This window comes from Photobacterium chitinilyticum, from assembly GCF_004104355.1.
Lineage (GTDB): Bacteria > Pseudomonadota > Gammaproteobacteria > Enterobacterales > Vibrionaceae > Photobacterium > Photobacterium chitinilyticum.
This window is the reverse complement of record NZ_RJLM01000015.1, coordinates 21,225-37,432: the sequence shown is the minus strand read 5'-3', so window position 1 is coordinate 37,432 and position 16,208 is coordinate 21,225. Positions and strand designations below refer to the sequence as shown.

At 48.8% G+C, this 16,208-nt stretch carries 15 protein-coding genes; 8 read left to right on the top strand and 7 right to left on the bottom strand.

Translation table 11 applies throughout. The features are described 5' to 3' along the window. Window positions 1-1,859 precede the first annotated feature (1,859 nt). Together EDI28_RS22135 and EDI28_RS22130 are read left to right on the top strand one after the other, a co-directional pair. Window positions 1,860-2,090 (top strand): DUF2789 domain-containing protein, encoded by a 231-nt coding sequence (locus EDI28_RS22135; RefSeq protein WP_128786057.1) that lies wholly within the window; start codon window positions 1,860-1,862, stop codon window positions 2,088-2,090. Window positions 2,091-2,123: 33 nt separating this feature from the next. Then, complete coding sequence (locus EDI28_RS22130) at window positions 2,124-2,396, top strand: hypothetical protein (RefSeq protein ID WP_128786056.1); 273 nt, start codon at window positions 2,124-2,126, stop codon at window positions 2,394-2,396. A 56-nt stretch (window positions 2,397-2,452) separates the two neighbouring features. Here the strand turns inward: EDI28_RS22130 and EDI28_RS22125 are convergent, their stop codons facing one another. After that, entirely contained in the window at window positions 2,453-3,226 is a 774-nt protein-coding gene (locus EDI28_RS22125; protein ID WP_128786055.1) for a Zn-ribbon-containing protein, read from the bottom strand. 3 nt (window positions 3,227-3,229) lie between these two features. Beyond that, entirely contained in the window at window positions 3,230-3,784 is a 555-nt protein-coding gene (gene syd / locus EDI28_RS22120; RefSeq protein WP_128786054.1) for a SecY-interacting protein, read from the bottom strand. A 63-nt stretch (window positions 3,785-3,847) separates the two neighbouring features. On the opposite strand from syd, the gene queF reads away from it, so the two are divergent. The 5 genes from queF to xni all read left to right on the top strand — a co-directional run bounded on the left by queF (window position 3,848) and on the right by xni (window position 11,261). Then, complete coding sequence (gene queF / locus EDI28_RS22115) at window positions 3,848-4,693, top strand: NADPH-dependent 7-cyano-7-deazaguanine reductase QueF (RefSeq protein WP_128786053.1); 846 nt, start codon at window positions 3,848-3,850, stop codon at window positions 4,691-4,693. 106 nt (window positions 4,694-4,799) lie between these two features. Then, window positions 4,800-7,079 carry a tetratricopeptide repeat-containing diguanylate cyclase gene (locus tag EDI28_RS22110; RefSeq protein ID WP_128786052.1) on the top strand — a complete coding sequence of 760 codons (2,280 nt, stop codon included), beginning with the start codon at window positions 4,800-4,802 and terminating at the stop codon, window positions 7,077-7,079. A 132-nt stretch (window positions 7,080-7,211) separates the two neighbouring features. Then, window positions 7,212-8,771 (top strand): GGDEF domain-containing protein, encoded by a 1,560-nt coding sequence (locus tag EDI28_RS22105; RefSeq protein ID WP_128786051.1) that lies wholly within the window; start codon window positions 7,212-7,214, stop codon window positions 8,769-8,771. Window positions 8,772-9,004: 233 nt separating this feature from the next. Continuing rightward, window positions 9,005-10,378, top strand: coding sequence for a nucleotide 5'-monophosphate nucleosidase PpnN (gene ppnN / locus EDI28_RS22100; RefSeq protein ID WP_128786050.1), 1,374 nt, complete (start codon window positions 9,005-9,007; stop codon window positions 10,376-10,378). Between the two features lie 109 nt (window positions 10,379-10,487). Then, window positions 10,488-11,261 carry a flap endonuclease Xni gene (xni, locus tag EDI28_RS22095; RefSeq protein ID WP_128786049.1) on the top strand — a complete coding sequence of 258 codons (774 nt, stop codon included), beginning with the start codon at window positions 10,488-10,490 and terminating at the stop codon, window positions 11,259-11,261. A gap of 85 nt (window positions 11,262-11,346) precedes the next feature. Here xni and rlmM read toward each other — a convergent pair whose 3' ends face one another. The 5 genes from rlmM to EDI28_RS22070 form a co-directional block, all read right to left on the bottom strand. Next, window positions 11,347-12,429, bottom strand: a complete 1,083-nt coding sequence (gene rlmM, locus EDI28_RS22090) for a 23S rRNA (cytidine(2498)-2'-O)-methyltransferase RlmM (protein WP_128786048.1) — start codon at window positions 12,427-12,429, stop codon at window positions 11,347-11,349. A gap of 9 nt (window positions 12,430-12,438) precedes the next feature. After that, a complete protein-coding gene (locus tag EDI28_RS22085; RefSeq protein WP_128786047.1) occupies window positions 12,439-12,828 on the bottom strand; it encodes a DUF423 domain-containing protein in 390 nt (129 codons plus the stop codon). Next, window positions 12,818-13,504 carry an alpha/beta fold hydrolase gene (locus EDI28_RS22080; RefSeq protein ID WP_128786046.1) on the bottom strand — a complete coding sequence of 229 codons (687 nt, stop codon included), beginning with the start codon at window positions 13,502-13,504 and terminating at the stop codon, window positions 12,818-12,820. The genes EDI28_RS22085 and EDI28_RS22080 overlap by 11 nt, the downstream gene beginning before the upstream one ends. After that, the gene (locus tag EDI28_RS22075; protein ID WP_128786045.1) at window positions 13,497-14,405 is read right to left on the bottom strand and encodes a transcriptional regulator GcvA; all 909 of its coding nucleotides are present in this window, start codon (window positions 14,403-14,405) and stop codon (window positions 13,497-13,499) included. The genes EDI28_RS22080 and EDI28_RS22075 overlap by 8 nt, the downstream gene beginning before the upstream one ends. Window positions 14,406-14,539: 134 nt before the next feature. Next, on the bottom strand, window positions 14,540-14,764 hold the full coding sequence (locus tag EDI28_RS22070; RefSeq protein WP_128786044.1) for a hypothetical protein: 225 nt from the start codon (window positions 14,762-14,764) through the stop codon (window positions 14,540-14,542). Window positions 14,765-14,798: 34 nt separating this feature from the next. On the opposite strand from EDI28_RS22070, the gene csdA reads away from it, so the two are divergent. Continuing rightward, on the top strand, window positions 14,799-16,019 hold the full coding sequence (gene csdA / locus EDI28_RS22065) for a cysteine desulfurase CsdA (protein ID WP_128786043.1): 1,221 nt from the start codon (window positions 14,799-14,801) through the stop codon (window positions 16,017-16,019). Window positions 16,020-16,208 lie beyond the last annotated feature (189 nt).

Genomic DNA, 16,208 nt, shown 5'->3' with positions numbered 1-16,208 from the left:
TCCTGTTCCGTTCCGTCAGTTCCTTCCGACACCATTAAGATTACGCTAACCCGGTAAGAAATGAACTACAGCAGAAGATAATATTCTTAAAATGAAAACATCCTGCGACTACAACCATCAAAATTAAACAAAAAAATCAACAATATAGACAAAGAGAAGAGTCATCAGCCAATACATTTCTCCCTTTTATCCCACAGCTTTGTAAGAGATCTCGCACAAAGAAGTGGGGGAATAGAGGTAATAGATTAAGATGCGAGATGCGAGATGCGAGATGCGAGATGCGAGATATTTTCGCTGGGGCCTACAGTGCTGTAAACCTGATCTTCAGCGTAGAGCACACATAAAAGAACGGGCGTGACTTTCGTCACGCCCTTAGGTCTTACATGCAGCAATCCAGCTACTGAGGTGCTCCCTGCATCCATCCTTGAAAATGCTATATCCTTTAACAGTAATCCCTACTCTCATCCCAGAGTTGTCCTTCGGTAGTTCCTTGACCCGTCGAAGCATCCTGTTCCGACTCTCTCTTCCTTACCTGGAGGTGTCCCTAACTTCGTCCCGAAGTAAATCCTTAAAGCCTCTATCCTAGAGGTGTCCCTAACTTCATCCTGAAGTGAGTCCTTTGTGTCATCCTGACCAGCAGATGTCCCATCTACTGTCGCAATCCTTGTCGTGTCCAATACCGTCCTGGCGAGCGAGCTATCCGCGCTGGCTCTCCTCATCCTAAGGTAAGCCACATCCTGCAGCTTCTTCTAGTCCGTTATGCCGTTTCCCTTCGACAGAGGAAATATTACTCGGTTTACGTTTCCAAACAACATGGTGAAAATTACATTTTTGCTCAAAAAAATGAAATACCAATATGCAACAAGTCTAAACTATTGAATTGTAATAACTTAATTATCACCGTACAGTTATATGAGATAGAGGCAAACCACCTTTTCCCACACCTATGTAAGAGATCTCTCACAAGCATAGTAGGCCATATCCAGTAACCGATTTCATCAGAGGAATAGTTTGCCTAAATTACCATCAGCAAACTAATAATCGGCTGAAGTAAGATTCACGTTATGAATAGCGTGTATTTTGCAAAGCAACTCAATCGTAGATGAACATTTTCTGGAGAGGGAAATAGCTAGATATTTATTGAGATTGACACGTTTAGACAGGGTTCACGGCGAAGAGTACACATAAAAGAACGGGCGCGACTTGCGTCGCGCCCTTAGGTCTTGCATGCAGCATTCCCGCTACTATGGTGCTCCCTGCATCATTCCTTTGAATTGCTGTAATCCGTCAGCATATTCCTTTTATTCTTCGTCCTGAAGAGGTCCTTCGGTCTCCTGACCCGTCAGCACTTCCTGTCCTGACTCTCTCATCCATCCTGGAGGTGTCCCTGACTTCATCCTGAAGTGGTCCTTGTGTCATCCTGACCAGCAAACATCCTGCCTGCTGTTAACCGAATCCTTCGGCCGTTCCCTTCACTGTCCATGTTCGATATATCATCCTGATACACCGGTCTCTTCCTGAGACAGCCAAACTCCGTGGCTTTTTCCTGTTCCGTTCCGTCAGTTCCTTCCGACAGGGTTAATATTACGCTTTCCTTGCAGCAGAACAACGCAGTCAAACAGAAATTATCAGCCTTCCACTCTCTCCCCAATCGACAAAAACAACATTAAACACCTAAAAAACAACAATTTAAAAGGATTTACATCAGTATTCCCGCAACATAATCTCAGGTATCTCCTACGCCTTTGTAAGAGATCTCGCACAAGAGCAGCAGATATGTGGAGGAAATTATTCTCTATACTTATCTCAGGCAAGTGGAAGTAAACGAGTAATAACACTATTTTTCGATGGAGTGAGCGATGGAAACCTTTAATCACAACCTGTCTAGCCTCTTTAGCCAGCTAGGCTTGAATAGTTCTAACGAGTTTATTGAATCTTTTTTGAACGATCATCATCTCGAACAACACGAACAGCTATCAGAAGCCAACTTTTGGCAGCCATCTCAAAAACGTTTTATCAAAGAATCACAAGATCAGGATGCCGATTGGTGTGAAGTGATTGATCAACTCGATGCTTTGCTACGAAAATAAGCACATGTCTCTCTACCAACGTCAGGAAGCGTTATGTCGTCAGAAATCACCCGGGCCCTGGAACAAGCTATTGCGTCGCTGATCGCAGAAGGAAAAGAGCCGTCGGTGGCCCTTATCAAATCTCGTCTAGCTGAGCCGTTACCCATGCCGCTCATTATCAAGGCGCTGCAAGCCTGGAAGAAAAATGCAAAAGTTCCGCAAATTGAAAAAAGTGCTCCCCCGTTAAATCAGGAAGAACGTATCAAACAACTCGAAGCTCAAGTGGCGGCACTGACAACAAGATTAGAACTGTTGGAACAACGATAGTCTTAGGGCAATTCAGGACATCTCGATGCCCTGAATTGCTTTATATGGCATTCTGCTTACTGAAAATCCCAGGAAAGATTGGAAACAATCCGGCATTCATCGCATCTAAAATGAAAGATCCCGTGCAGGGGCTCCTCAACATGCCATTCCCCGCCACATTGAGGACACGGACGCGCTTTTTCGGCCTCCAAGCTCTGCCCTCCGACCTGATACTGATAATAATAGGTCGGAATTTTAGTGATATATTCAATACGGCCACGCAAGTCCCACCCACGCCGGAATAAGTCGCTGTCCACATCGCGTATCTCATGCAGCGCAGCATGTTCAGCCTGACAACCACCCGCCATCTGAATTTCATCACAGGCCTGCCACTCGGTCTGCCACTTCACCACAGCTTTGTGATCGCCATTGAGTGTCGGGGCAATCCGGTACAACGGGATTGGCATCAGCGTTTCACCGCACCTTAGCGGTGAACAGGTATGAACATAAGTAGTATAAATAACCTGCCATGACGGCGAGAAGTTTTCAGCTGCAGCTTCAGAATTAATATCCCGCCCCAACACTTTTATTTTCGGCGCGAGCAAGCTTGCCTGGCTCAGGCGCTTAATACACGCCTTAACATGATCACTATGAAACTGGGAATGCAAACTGTCTTGCTCCGGACACACGACCCGTACCCGAAACACTCCGTCATCCATCACGATCGGAAACTCACGTCCAAGCACCTGACCATTGTAACGCAACGCATCCAGCAGGCCGTTCACCGCCATATCAACAGCTGATACGGTCGTATTGTCAAAACACTCGAATTGCAGCTCAACAACAAACATAAATCAGCACTCTCTTACAACCGGTTCCAACTGCTGTAGGAACGTTTCGACATCTGCCGCCAATACATCACGCCTATCCTTACCCAAGGTTTCCAAGATCACCTGTCCCGTCAGATTGCAGATGGAAACCACCTGTTCCTCGGCTTTCATTACACCAATAAAAACAGTGGGTTTCAGCTTCAACCGTCTCTGCATAACCAAGTGGCCCAAGATGTTTTCTTGCAACCGCAAGCCGTCGTCTGCGCTAAACACCTGGAGCAAGTCAAACTCCAGTTCACGAAACCTGGCTGCCATATCACCACTGAACTGCGCACCATAAAAAACGGTGATATCTTCATGCAGCCGTAATTCTATTCCTTTTTCCACCCCTGACAGATCGCCCATCGGTTCACGCGCAACCGGTTTCCAAGTCACTTCATAACCAGAATCTGTTTCAACACATGGTGACTCTAGCCCAACCAAGTCTTCGCTCCTGGGAAAACCTTGACCGGCATCACACCAAGCCTGCAAGAAACGGGACGAAAAGTCAGATAAAGCAACCGCAACAGGATGATTCATTCGCAACCTCATTAAAGATTAAGTACACTTCGCATATTCTAATCCAAGTGTGTCCAGGACAGTATGAGCAAATATAAAGACGCTAAAGAATTAGCAGGGTTAACTCTCGGGCAGAGCACCGAATATAAAGATCAGTATGACCCATCACTACTTCAGCCGGTACCTCGTAGCCTCAACCGCGACGATTTAGCATTGGGAGACAGCCTGCCATTTACCGGTTACGACATCTGGACACTGTATGAGTTGTCTTGGCTCAATAGCAAAGGCTTGCCGCAAGTGGCCATCGGCGAAGTACGCCTGCCGGCATCCAGCCCTAACCTAATCGAATCCAAGTCATTCAAGCTCTACCTCAACAGCTTTAACCAAACCCGATTTGCCAGCTGGCAAGAAATCGCCGATACGCTGCAAAAAGATTTGTCCGCCTGCGCCGGTGCTGATGTTGATGTTACGGTTCAGCCACTGGAAGATTTCGATAATCAGCCGATTGTGAACTTCACAGGCAAGTGTATCGATAATCAGGATATCGAGATTTCAGATTATGAGTTCAATCCAGCCTACCTTGAAGGTGCGGCTGAGGGCGACATCATCACCGAAGAGCTAAACAGCCACCTACTTAAGTCCAACTGCCTGATCACCAGCCAACCGGACTGGGGCAGTGTTAAAATTTCGTATACAGGCAAAAAGATCAATCGAGAAAAACTACTCCGTTATCTGATCTCTTTCCGTAACCATAACGAATTTCACGAACAGTGTGTCGAGCGTATCTTCACCGATTTGCAAAAATTCTGCCAACCAGAACTGCTCACTGTTTACGCCCGCTATACCCGTCGGGGTGGCCTGGATATCAACCCATACCGCACCAATCAGGGCAAAACACCGAGCGATAACTTCCGCCTAGCTCGCCAATAATCCTACCTTGGTAGAATAAGTCCAGCAAAAACGAGTACTTTGCTGGACTTGATTCCCTAAGCCAGTAATATTAAGACCTACTGTTTTTTTAGGTTTAAGAATAAGTATGTGTCTGAGCCGTTGGCTGGTAAGTATGCTGGTGATCCTAGCAACGTCCTTTACTGCAAATGCAAAAATCTATACCACGCCAATTCTGGCTGATGCCAATGAGCTGCTCCAGACCAGACCAGACAAATCACTTGAGATGACCACACGCTATCTCGAGCAGCGCCGCCTAAGCGATCCCAAAGAGCTGTCCCGGGTTCATGTCAATGACGAAACCGATCACACCATCCGTACTCCGCTGAATACTATTAATGCCTTGCAAATCAAAGCCAGAGCTTTCTCTCTTCTCAGCCAGCCTGAAGAAGCGATCAGCACCGTCAAAACAGCAGAGCAGCTGGCTACCGAAAACGATCTGTCTTTTACTACCCTTGAAACTCGCCTGATCCATGCCCGTATTTACTGGGATAACCTGAAAAACAGTGCCACAGCGCTGAGCATGCTCGATCAAGTCGATAAAGAGATTGAGCAATCAAAGGCGCTTCAGCTTACCAAGCAAATAAAAGTGCTGCAGTATCAATCTCTGCTGCAACGAGCAGTCATCGAATCGCATCTCGACAACGAGAATAAGGCCGAAAAGCTATTTATCAAAGCCAAACGCTATCTGATGAACCTCGATGACGGCAACGAGGTCATTAACTATCAGCTAACTATCGGGCACCATTACCTGCAGCACCGCCATTTTGACCTAGCGCTAGATCGCTTGCTCGGGGGCTACTGGCTGGCTGTCGAACAAGAAAACAATGCCAAGGTCGCTCTGGCCAATTTCGAGCTTGCCAATCTATTTGAACAGCGCAAAGTCTTTGACAAAGCGCTAGAGCATGCAACCCAGGCCGGTGAGTTCTTCGAGCACTTTAACCAAACACTTCCGTTAGCCAAAACGCTGGCATTAATCGCTTCGATTTACGAGCAGCAAGGACGCTTCAATCTTGCCCTTGTCCATTACTTCAACGCCTTGGATCAGGAGAATCAACTCAGACATGATATTCGATCGGCTCGGCTGCGCCTCAATATCGCCCGAATATATTTACAGCTCTATAACTATCCCAAGGCTGAGCAGTACCTGCAACATACCCGCCAACTTGCGACGCAGAGCAACAACGAGGCGATTCAGGCTGAAGCCCTGCTCCTACAGGGTAAGCTGGAACTGGCGGAAGGACTGACAGAAAAAGCAGTTTCGACCCTTCAGTCAGGCTTGATTGCTGCCAGCCGGATTGGCGACTTGGATCTGCAGTTAATGGGCGAGACCGAACTTTCGGCCGCATTCGAGCAGAAAAATGACTACTACAACGCCCTACTCAGCCAACGCCGTTATGAGCAGTTATTCTCGAGTAAGCAAGAAGATCAGGTCAAAAGCAATGTGGAAGTATTCAAGCAACAGCAGCGGATGCTGGAGCGATCGCTACAATTAGAAGAAATGGAAAGGCAGCAGTTTGAAAGTGAAAAAGCCTTGTATAAGCAGAAGAATGTCACCATTTTTCTGCTCAGCGTTATTTTGGTTACCCTAATTGTCCTGCTGCGCCGCCACCGCATTGCCAAACAGCTCCAAACGCGTTTGTTGCGCCTACGGACTGAATTTTATACCCACCCACGGAGTGGGTTACGTAATTTGCGTATGCTTACAGCCCGCCTGCCAAACTCCCTGCAGCAAAGCAGTGCCAACTTCGAGCAATGGCACTTGGGCGAAATCATCAATGAACCGCTCAGCGATAGATTGCGTTTTGCCTTGTTTGAAATCCCTTTCCTCAAGCAGATTTATCTTGAGCATGGCTATCAAAGAGGCCTGGAAATAGAACGTCAGTTCGGTGAGTACCTCAAGCAGCAGGTTTGTGATCCGGCTCGCCTGTATCACTTCTCGGATGCAATGTTTCTCTATATCGAACCAAACTCGCGTCTGGATACCGATCCGGAGCAGCTCGCCGGTTCAATCCAGCAATTAGTTGATAGCTTCCTGGAGAAGCGCCAAATTGATAACCGAGTACGCATCGGTATGGCTGAGTATCCTTTCTTGCCTCGGGCTTATACCGCAATTAATGATCACGAGCTGCTGGATATCTTGCTCATGGCAGCCAATGCCGCCCGCCTCATCAGTAAAAAAGAACCCGGAAGTCAATGGGTACACCTCAGTGCGATTGACGCAGCGCCTGCGGCCAGTTTTGCCAGCGATAATATCCGCAAGGCCTGTACCCAGGGTATTGACAATGGGTTAGTCAAAGTACAGAGTTCGTCGACCGACGACATCATCTGGAATAATGATCACGATTCTGACACAAATGTCATTTAGACTGCTGCAGTTATCAGCCAAATCGCCGATAACAATGAATTGTTCGACCAATTTTGCTAGCATGTCTAGTCGCCCGCAGACTAACGTGCTGATAAGAAAGGGTCCACTTCTGTAAGGTAATTTTTCGACAACGTGACTGATATTAACGCCGTAGCTTCTGAAGTGAGTAAGTTGAGGCTACGTTTAGACCAAGCTCAATTATCGTATCGCGATGCTTCTTTGAAGTCTCGTCGGGAAATTGTGATACTTAAGCGTTTGATCAGCCGTTTATCTGTTGCCTGTCGTGGGCTAGATGGAGAGCTGGATCAAAAACTTGACGAGCTACGTACCGAGCTGGAACGGCATAAGGATGTCAGTAAACTTATTCCGCGCCTGGCTATCATTGAACGCCTGGTCACTCGGCAAGCCAACTTTACCGAAAAAGAAAACCACCGACTAGAACAGCAGGTTGCTCAAAGTAGTGAAACCCTGAAACGGGTTCACGGCTTACCGGCACAGTTAAAGCGGGAACTGCGCAACTTGCTTGGCCAGCCCTCAGATACCCTGGCTCAGACCCACAAGCAAATCATCCGAATTCTGGAATTATACGAGCGCGCCCTAAAATTAATGGCCGTCTCCAGTGACGCCATGGCGATGAAAGATAGCCTGGATCACGATCTACTGCTTCAGCTGACCAGTGAATTACAGCGATTGATCACCGAGCTCGACTTTGATGGAGAGTCTGGTGACAAATTACTGAGCATCCGTAGCCAGCTCCTTATCGGTGTAACACCACAAACCCTGATTGAGCTGTCACTGGAAATACTGCGTCTGGTCCTTGATGGTACACGTCAGGAACGCCGTTCATCTCAACAGTTTCTCGACAGTGTAAACAGTGATTTGGCGACCCTGCAGAAAACGACCAATCAAAGTGTCGGCCAAAGCTCTGCACTGTATGAACACCGCAGCGAGATGACCTCTGAACTTGCCGATTTGGCCACTTCAATTCGACAAGGCCTCAACGATCAGAAGAACCTCGAGCACTGGCGACCGACGCTTACCGAGCTCACCAAGGAGTTGCTGGTACTTGCCGAGCGTAATAAAGCCCTCGAGAAACGCGAAAGAGCCTTGGTTGAACAGCTGGGCTATAACGAAAATAAGATCCATAGCCTATTTGAACAAACCCAGGACTTCCGCCGCCGGCTTAATGACCAAGAACGAAAAATGTTCCTCGATAATCTGACCCGGGTATACAATCGCGCGGCCTTAACTGATCGCCTCGAACATGAATACCGCCGTTGGCTACGCTACCAGCACCCAGTCTGCGTAGCGATGATCGATATCGACAGTTTCAAAGAGATCAACGACAGCTATGGCCATCTTGCCGGTGATAAGGTATTGAAAATTATTGCTCGGACTATCCGCCAAACCCTAAGTGATACCGACTTTATCGCCCGTTTCGGTGACGATGAGTTTATGATCATTCTCCCTGATACCAACGAGGAAGAGCGCAACAAGTGCCTTGGAAAAATCCGTGAAACAGTCACTCAGCTCCCCTTCCGTTTCCGAGAGCAAAACGTTTCTATCAGCGTCTCGATTGGCGCGACCCTGTTTGACGGTAACGACACCCCTGGTGATATTATCGAGCGTACCGATAAAGCTCTGTTCAGTGCCAAGAGCACCGGCCGTAACCGTATATTATGGATCTCCTAGCTCCGCCCTCTCATAATTCTATTCGAGTCATCATCTGGCACATCAATTTCTGGTCAAATTACACATCCGTGTGTATGGTGAAATAACAGACTGATTTTTAAGGAACATACGCAATAATGTGAGTACCTTAAAAACACCTCTGAGATTTTCTCTCTCCGGCTCTGCTTACTTACTCTTCAAAAAAATCAGAACAGCGTGAGTAAAGCCGTTTCATCGTGACCAGGGAGGTAACCATGATTACTCATATCAGTCCTGTAGGGGCAATGGATCTACTGTCGCAATTAGAAGTGGACCGCCTGAAGGCAACAGCATCCAGTGATTTGTACCGCTTATATCGCAACTGTTCACTGGCTGTGCTTAATTCAGGCAGCCATACCGACAACTCCAAAGAGCTACTGGAAAAGAACAAAAGCTTTGATGTCAACGTGATGCGCAGAGAGCGAGGGATCAAGCTCGAGCTAATGAATCCCCCTGAGCATGCTTTCGTCGATGGTAGGATCATCCGTGGCATTCAGGAGCATATGTTCGCAGTGCTGCGGGATATCGTCTATGTCAATATGCACGTAAAGCAGCGCAACGATATCAACCTGACCAGCGCACCGCATATTACCAACTTTGTATTCAGCGTATTGCGCAACGCCAAGACAGTACGTTCTGGCGAGGATCCCAATATTGTCGTCTGCTGGGGTGGCCACTCCATCAACCCGGTTGAATACCAGTACACCCGCGAAGTCGGCCATGAACTAGGACTTCGCGAGCTAAACATCTGTACCGGCTGTGGGCCGGGAGCCATGGAAGGGCCGATGAAAGGTGCGGCCATCGGCCATGCCAAACAACGCTATCCACAAAGCCGCTTTATCGGCCTGACAGAACCATCAATCATTGCTGCCGAGCCACCGAATCCGATTGTGAATGAGCTGGTGATCCTGCCGGATATCGAAAAACGACTAGAGGCCTTTGTCCGTGCCGGTCATGGTATTGTGATTTTCCCGGGTGGTGCAGGTACGGCCGAGGAGCTGCTCTATATTCTGGGAATTCTGATGCACCCGGAAAATGCCAGCCAGCCGATGCCTCTGGTGCTGACCGGTCCCAAAGAGAGCGAACCGTATTTCCGAACTCTTGATAGTTTTATCCAAGATACCCTGGGTGAGGCAGCAACCAAACACTATGAAATCATCATCGATGATCCGGCAAAAGTAGCACGGGTCATGAAAGCAGCGATGCCGCTCATCAAAGAGCAGCGGCTTGCAACCGGCGATGCCTATAGCTACAACTGGGCGCTGAAAATTCCGCCGGAGTTCCAACTGCCGTTCGAGCCTACCCACGAATCAATGGCGAGCCTCGACCTGCATATGAATCAGCGTCCGGAACATCTGGCCGCTCATTTACGCAGGGCGTTTTCGGGGATCGTTGCCGGCAATGTCAAAGAAGAAGGCATTAGGGAAATTGAACGCAAGGGGCCATTCCAAATTAATGGCGACATCGCCCTGATGAAGAGAATGGATAAGCTATTGAGAAGCTTTGTTGAACAACAGAGAATGAAACTACCAGGCACGAGTTATGTGCCATGCTACGAAATCATCACAAACTCTGGCAACGGTAAATAACACCATGAAATTATCCGTTATTCTGCTATCAGCGGTTACACTCTAACAACGCAATGCGTACAATAAAGGGCCTGTACTGGCCCTTTTTTGATCGACGTTAATCACCATTATGACTATCCATCTTGTTATTATTGATGCCCTAAACCTTATTCGGCGCGTCCATGCAGCCCAACCCGGCGAGCCAGATGTTCAAAATACGGCACGTGTATGCTGCCAGGCGCTGGGCAAGATCATCGACAGTAGCAAGCCGACCCATATTGTCGCGGTATTCGATCATCACGGTGAAGACCGCGGCTGGCGGGCCGAGCTTCTGCCGCACTACAAAGAAGGGCGCAAACCTATGCCTTCTGAGCTGCTGGCAGGCATGGATGTGATTCAGGATGCCTTTATGGCTATCGGAATAGACTCACTGCTTTCTGATGGCGACGAGGCCGATGATTTAGTGGCAACACTGGCACTGAAAGTCGCGGATCGCGGCCAGCAGGTCACAATCGTGTCAACCGACAAAGGCTATTGCCAGCTGTTACAGCCAACGCTGCGGATCCGGGATTATTTTCAACAACGCTGGCTAGACAGCCCGTTTATCGAAAAAGAATACGGCGTAAAACCCGAGCAGTTACCAGACTATTGGGGACTCGCCGGGATCAGCTCCAGTAAAATACCCGGGATCCCGGGCGTCGGGCCAAAAGCTGCCGTTGAATTACTATCTTTATACCCCAATCTTGAAACAATTCTCGCCGCCGAGGATTTACCAGCCAAATGGCAGAAAAAAGTGGATGGGCAGCAAGAAACGGCCATTGCCAGCAAACAGGTCGCTTCGCTGAAAACCGATCTCCAGCTGGGGTTTAATCTGCAAGATATTCGCTATCAGACACCAAGCTAAGCACCCGTAGCCCCTTCTGAAAACACAAAAAACGCCATCAGCTATGATGGCGTTTTTTACTCAGCACTAACCAATACTGCCACGATTAATGCGGCGAGCGGTTATCCAAACGCTGAATGTGGACAGTGATCTCTTCACGGTCATGATACAAGTGCTTAGCCTGTAGCTTGAATTTCACACCATTCTGTATCATGTACTCTTTCAGGTTTTCGATATCCTGCAGTACTTCGTCGTAACGACCTTTCATTGGCAGCTTGAGGTTAAAAATCGCCTCTTTTGCCCACGCCTTGATCATCCAGTCACCCATCAAATGCGCAACTCGAGCCGGCTTCTCAATCATGTCACACACGATCCAGGTAACGTTCTTACGTGCCGGTTCGAACTTGAAACCATCGACTTCATGATGTTTCACCTGACCGGTATCCATCAGGCTCTGCGCCATCTGGCCGTTATCAATCGAATGAACAAACATCGACCGCTTAACCAGTTGATAGGTCCAGCCACCAGGACAAGCTCCTAGGTCAACACCCCACATACCAGAAGCCAGACGTTCATCCCACTCATCGCGGGGGATAAAGACATGGAACGCTTCTTCCAGCTTCAGTGTTGAACGGCTTGGCGCATCGGACGGGAACTTCAGGCGCGGGATCCCCATGAAAAACTGTGAATTATTGTTCGATAGCGAATAGCCGACATAACAACAGCCCGGTGCAATAAAGCAAATATGAAGCACCGGTTTCCATGCATTGTCTTTTGCATACAGGATGTCCTTTTTACGCATTACCTGACGCAAGGGCACCGTAAACTTACGGCAGAACTTCAACAGCTCTTTTGCCTCATTGGTATCCGGCGTTTCAACTCGAAGCTCACCGCAACGGGGGAAGCCTTCAACCGCCTCGAGGATCGGTGAGATACGATCGTCCTGCGGTAAATCCGTCAAGAGTGATACCGCTGCAAACATCTGGCGGGCAAAAATCAACGAAGAGAATGGTTGTAGCTTAGTGAATTTCTCGGCATCACCCTGCTGATAAAATTCAAATACAACATAACCGGTATTGCTTTTCGCCCGAGGAAAACCATACAACTCCAGTTTGTTTGCTTTGTCCTGAACTTCACCGGCACATTCTTTTTCAAAGCCTGGACGACAGTACAATATAACGTGATTCACTTTGAACCCTCAAGCTGAGCGCCAGGCAGACACTGCAAGCGCTACCCAGCCAATAATAAAACATATGCCCCCCATTGGCGTGACGGGGCCGAACCATTTTATTCCCGTCAACGCCAGCGCATACAGGCTACCGCTGAAGAGCAAAATACCCACTGCAAAAAACAGGGCTGCGTATAATACCGCTTTTGTCGGCATAATGCGTGCCCAGATTCCACAACCAAGCAAAGCCAGGCTGTGCCAGGCCTGATACTGGACACCGGTTTTGAACACATCCAGCAAGTACGGGGCCAGCTGCGCTTTTAAACCATGAGCGGCAAATGCCCCCAGCGCAACGGCAATAGCACCACTTAACGTCGCAAAAAGTAAGATAATCCTTGGCCACTGGTGATCAGATTGCACCTACACACTCCTTGATAAAGGCTGCCAGCAACGCAACGGTTTGATCTCGGTTCTGCTGTTCGGTATAGCCCGAGGCTTTCCTTGGTTTAAGGCTATGGTCGCCGTCGGGTAAAAATTTAACCGACACCGAGTCCGCATATTCCCAGCCTTCCACTTCAGAGCGAGTGCCAAACGTGTCGCGCTCTCCCTGCAAAATAAGTGTCGGCAAGGCTGCTACTTTCAGGTGTTCGCCACGGAAGTTTTCGGGCTTGCCCGGCGGATGAAAAGGGAAGCCCAAACATGCCACGCCCTGTACTTTCGCCGTACAATTTTCGACATCCTGCAACTGAGCGGCAGTATCACTCACCATGATACTGGCCATCCGCCCGCCCATGGACTTGCCGCCAATTACCAGCTTGCCATCGGCAAAGGCATCGATATGACGCTGAAAGTCGAGCAGCAACTTGGGCTGACGGTCCGGTGGCCGTTTCTTACCATCTTCCCGACGTTTGACCATATACGGGAAATCAAACCGCACCACCCGGATCCCACGCCTGCCCAGACCTTGGGCAATCGCCGTCATAAACTCATGATCCATTCCCGCCCCGGCACCATGAGCAAACAAAAACGTGGCAATAGCATCCCCGGCTTCTGGCCCGTCAACTAAGTATTCAGATACGGCCTTTCGATCAGACATCCGGCATATCCTCCTGTTCACGGGCAGCTTTAGCTAGTACCCAGTCTCGGAAGATCTGGATACGGCCAGTTTCGGCCTGCTTCTCCTGACACACCAGATAAAACGCATTCTTGCTCATCAATACTTCGTCAAACGGGCACACCAGACGTCCGGCTTCCAGCTCGGGCTGTGCCAGTACGTTATTGCCAAGCGCAATCCCCTGACCGTGCACAGCGGCCTGCAATACCATGGTCGAATGACTGAAAATAGGCCCCTGATTCACATTGGTCCCTACTATTTCATGGTGGCGGACAAAGTTTTTCCACTCTTTGCGCGAAGTGTCATGCAGCAGAGTATGATACTGAAGATCACTCAACGTGCGCAGCGGCTTGGATCCCGCGAGCAACATCGGCGAACACACCGGCAGTAAGAATTCCTGATAAAGCTTGTCGGCACGGAGCCCCTGCCAGTTGCCGCGACCATAATATATTGCGACATCGACATCATCGGTCAGGGATCCTTCATCCAGATCAACAGCCTTGATCCGAACATCTATATCCGGATGCTGCCCATTAAAATCGGCCAGTCTCGGCACCAGCCATTGAATAGCGAAACTAGGAGGTAAACTAATGGTTAAGGCCCCTTTAGCGCCGCGTTCCAAAACCTTATCAGTGGCATCTGAGATTGCAGAAAAGATGTCTTTTATGTCGAGAAAGTAACTTTGCCCTTCTTCTGTCAGTAGTAATGACCGATTTCTCCGGCGAAATAATTTGAGCCCTAAAAATTCTTCAAGAGCTTTAATTTGGTGGCTTACAGCAGCTTGTGTGACAAATAATTCTTCTGCTGCGCGGGTAAAACTCAGGTGTCTTGCCGCAGCTTCGAACACTTTCAGTGAGTTTAGTGGCGGTAAACGTCTCGACATACTCTTCCTGCATTAGTTTTTTTTATGCTAAACATTATAAATTGTCCATTGTTCAAGTGCTACATAAACCATATGATTTGCTACGCAACGGTGAGGGAGGTTCAGTTTTTAGCTCTCAGGCAATGAACTCTCATTCATTGTTGCGATGTTGTGTTTGCATATTGTCCGGGTTGTGCCGGACAGGTAGTCAATCTACCAATTTTACTTCCTGTATTTTTGACCTGTCTGTCAAAGTTTATTGTTAGCACTGCGCCCCAACGCAGTGCTTTTTTTTCCTGTCTTTCTGACGATATACCCCTCACCTTCGCTGCACCATTATAATTAAGCTTAATCCTTGCTCTTGTGGCAAATAATGGCATGATCGCCTCCTTCTATATTGCAATGTGACTCACCATGACTGCCCAATTTGATATCAACCAAATTCGCCAACAGTTCCCGGCACTGGCCCAAGACTGTAATGGTCAGCCTCTTGTCTACCTAGACAGCGCGGCAACTACACAGAAACCCAAAATTGTTATCGAGGCGATTCAGCAGTATTACAGCGGTCACAACGCCAATGTCCATCGAGGCAGCCATACCCTCACAGCAACCGCGACCGCCCAGTTCGAGCAGGCCCGAGCGACCGTACAACAGTTCATCAACGCCAAACACAATAAAGAAATTATCTGGACCCGTGGTGCCACCGAGGCCCTGAACCTGATAGCCCAGACCTATGCCCGCCAGAACCTGAAACCGGGCGATGAAATCCTGGTCAGCGAGCTGGAACATCATGCCAACATCGTGCCCTGGCAAATAGTCGCCGAGCAAACCGGGGCCAAGATCGTCAAGATCCCGATGACCACTGACTGTACCCTTGATATGACAGCTTTCCACCAGCGCCTCGGCAGCCGAACCAAAATCGTTGCCGTGGCCCATATCACCAATGTCACCGGTACCCGTAACCCAGTAGAGGAGATCATTGCTGCCGCCCACCAGCAGGGAACGGTTACCGTGGTCGATGGTGCACAGGCAGTTGCTCATGAGACAGTCGATGTTCAGGCCCTCAATGCTGACTTTTATGTTTTTTCTGGTCATAAGATTTTTGCCCCGGCAGGCATTGGCGTACTGTACGGGAAAAAAGAACTGCTCGAGGCTATGCCTCCCTGGCACGGCGGTGGCAAAATGGTGGAAAAGGTATCATTCGAGGGAACGACTTTCTCGGCCCTTCCTGGCAAGTTTGAAGCCGGGACTCCCAATGTCGCTGGAAGCCTAGCTCTGGCGGCTGCGATAAACTGGCTGGACGAGCTGGATCGCAAGGCTGCTGAACACCATATCCATCAGCTCCGCCAGCAGGCTTTGGATGGGATTAAAGATATCGAAGATCTGAGAATAATCGGGCTTCAGCCCAATGCCAGCCTATTTTCCTTTGTCGTCGATGGGGTTCACCATCAAGACATTGCCACCCTGCTAGACCAACAAGGTATCGCGTTGCGGGCCGGCCATCACTGTGCCCATCCAATGCTGGATGCCCTGGGATTAACGGGTACCCTGCGGGTATCGTTGGCTCTGTACAATACCGAACAAGACGTTGAACGCTTTATTGCTGCGCTGCACAAAGCCTGCAGCATGCTCTAGGGTCTGTTGACCTTTCATCGCCTTTCCTGCTGAAGGCGATTTTTTACGATAACAAGGCGGAGGTATTCAATCATAGCCATCTATATTGATATTCCGACAACGCAGCTAGCGGGAAAAATAGCCCCAGCCCTTGGGTAGAGGCTAAAATGGCTTCATTCTGCGTTACTCAGAACTTATTTAGCGAACTAA

Bases quoted from the DNA above. Each gene is read 5' to 3' on its own strand.
- csdA (WP_128786043.1), top strand. From the start codon at position 14,799: ATGACTGCCCAATTTGATATCAACCAAATTCGCCAACAGTTCCCGGCA.
- ppnN (WP_128786050.1), top strand. From the start codon at position 9,005: ATGATTACTCATATCAGTCCTGTAGGGGCAATGGATCTACTGTCGCAA.
- EDI28_RS22125 (WP_128786055.1), bottom strand. From the start codon at position 3,226: ATGTTTGTTGTTGAGCTGCAATTCGAGTGTTTTGACAATACGACCGTA.
- EDI28_RS22110 (WP_128786052.1), top strand. From the start codon at position 4,800: ATGTGTCTGAGCCGTTGGCTGGTAAGTATGCTGGTGATCCTAGCAACG.
- EDI28_RS22080 (WP_128786046.1), bottom strand. From the start codon at position 13,504: ATGTCTGATCGAAAGGCCGTATCTGAATACTTAGTTGACGGGCCAGAA.
- EDI28_RS22135 (WP_128786057.1), top strand. From the start codon at position 1,860: ATGGAAACCTTTAATCACAACCTGTCTAGCCTCTTTAGCCAGCTAGGC.
- EDI28_RS22075 (WP_128786045.1), bottom strand. From the start codon at position 14,405: ATGTCGAGACGTTTACCGCCACTAAACTCACTGAAAGTGTTCGAAGCT.
- EDI28_RS22130 (WP_128786056.1), top strand. From the start codon at position 2,124: ATGTCGTCAGAAATCACCCGGGCCCTGGAACAAGCTATTGCGTCGCTG.
- xni (WP_128786049.1), top strand. From the start codon at position 10,488: ATGACTATCCATCTTGTTATTATTGATGCCCTAAACCTTATTCGGCGC.
- queF (WP_128786053.1), top strand. From the start codon at position 3,848: ATGAGCAAATATAAAGACGCTAAAGAATTAGCAGGGTTAACTCTCGGG.
- EDI28_RS22070 (WP_128786044.1), bottom strand. From the start codon at position 14,764: ATGCCATTATTTGCCACAAGAGCAAGGATTAAGCTTAATTATAATGGT.
- syd (WP_128786054.1), bottom strand. From the start codon at position 3,784: ATGAATCATCCTGTTGCGGTTGCTTTATCTGACTTTTCGTCCCGTTTC.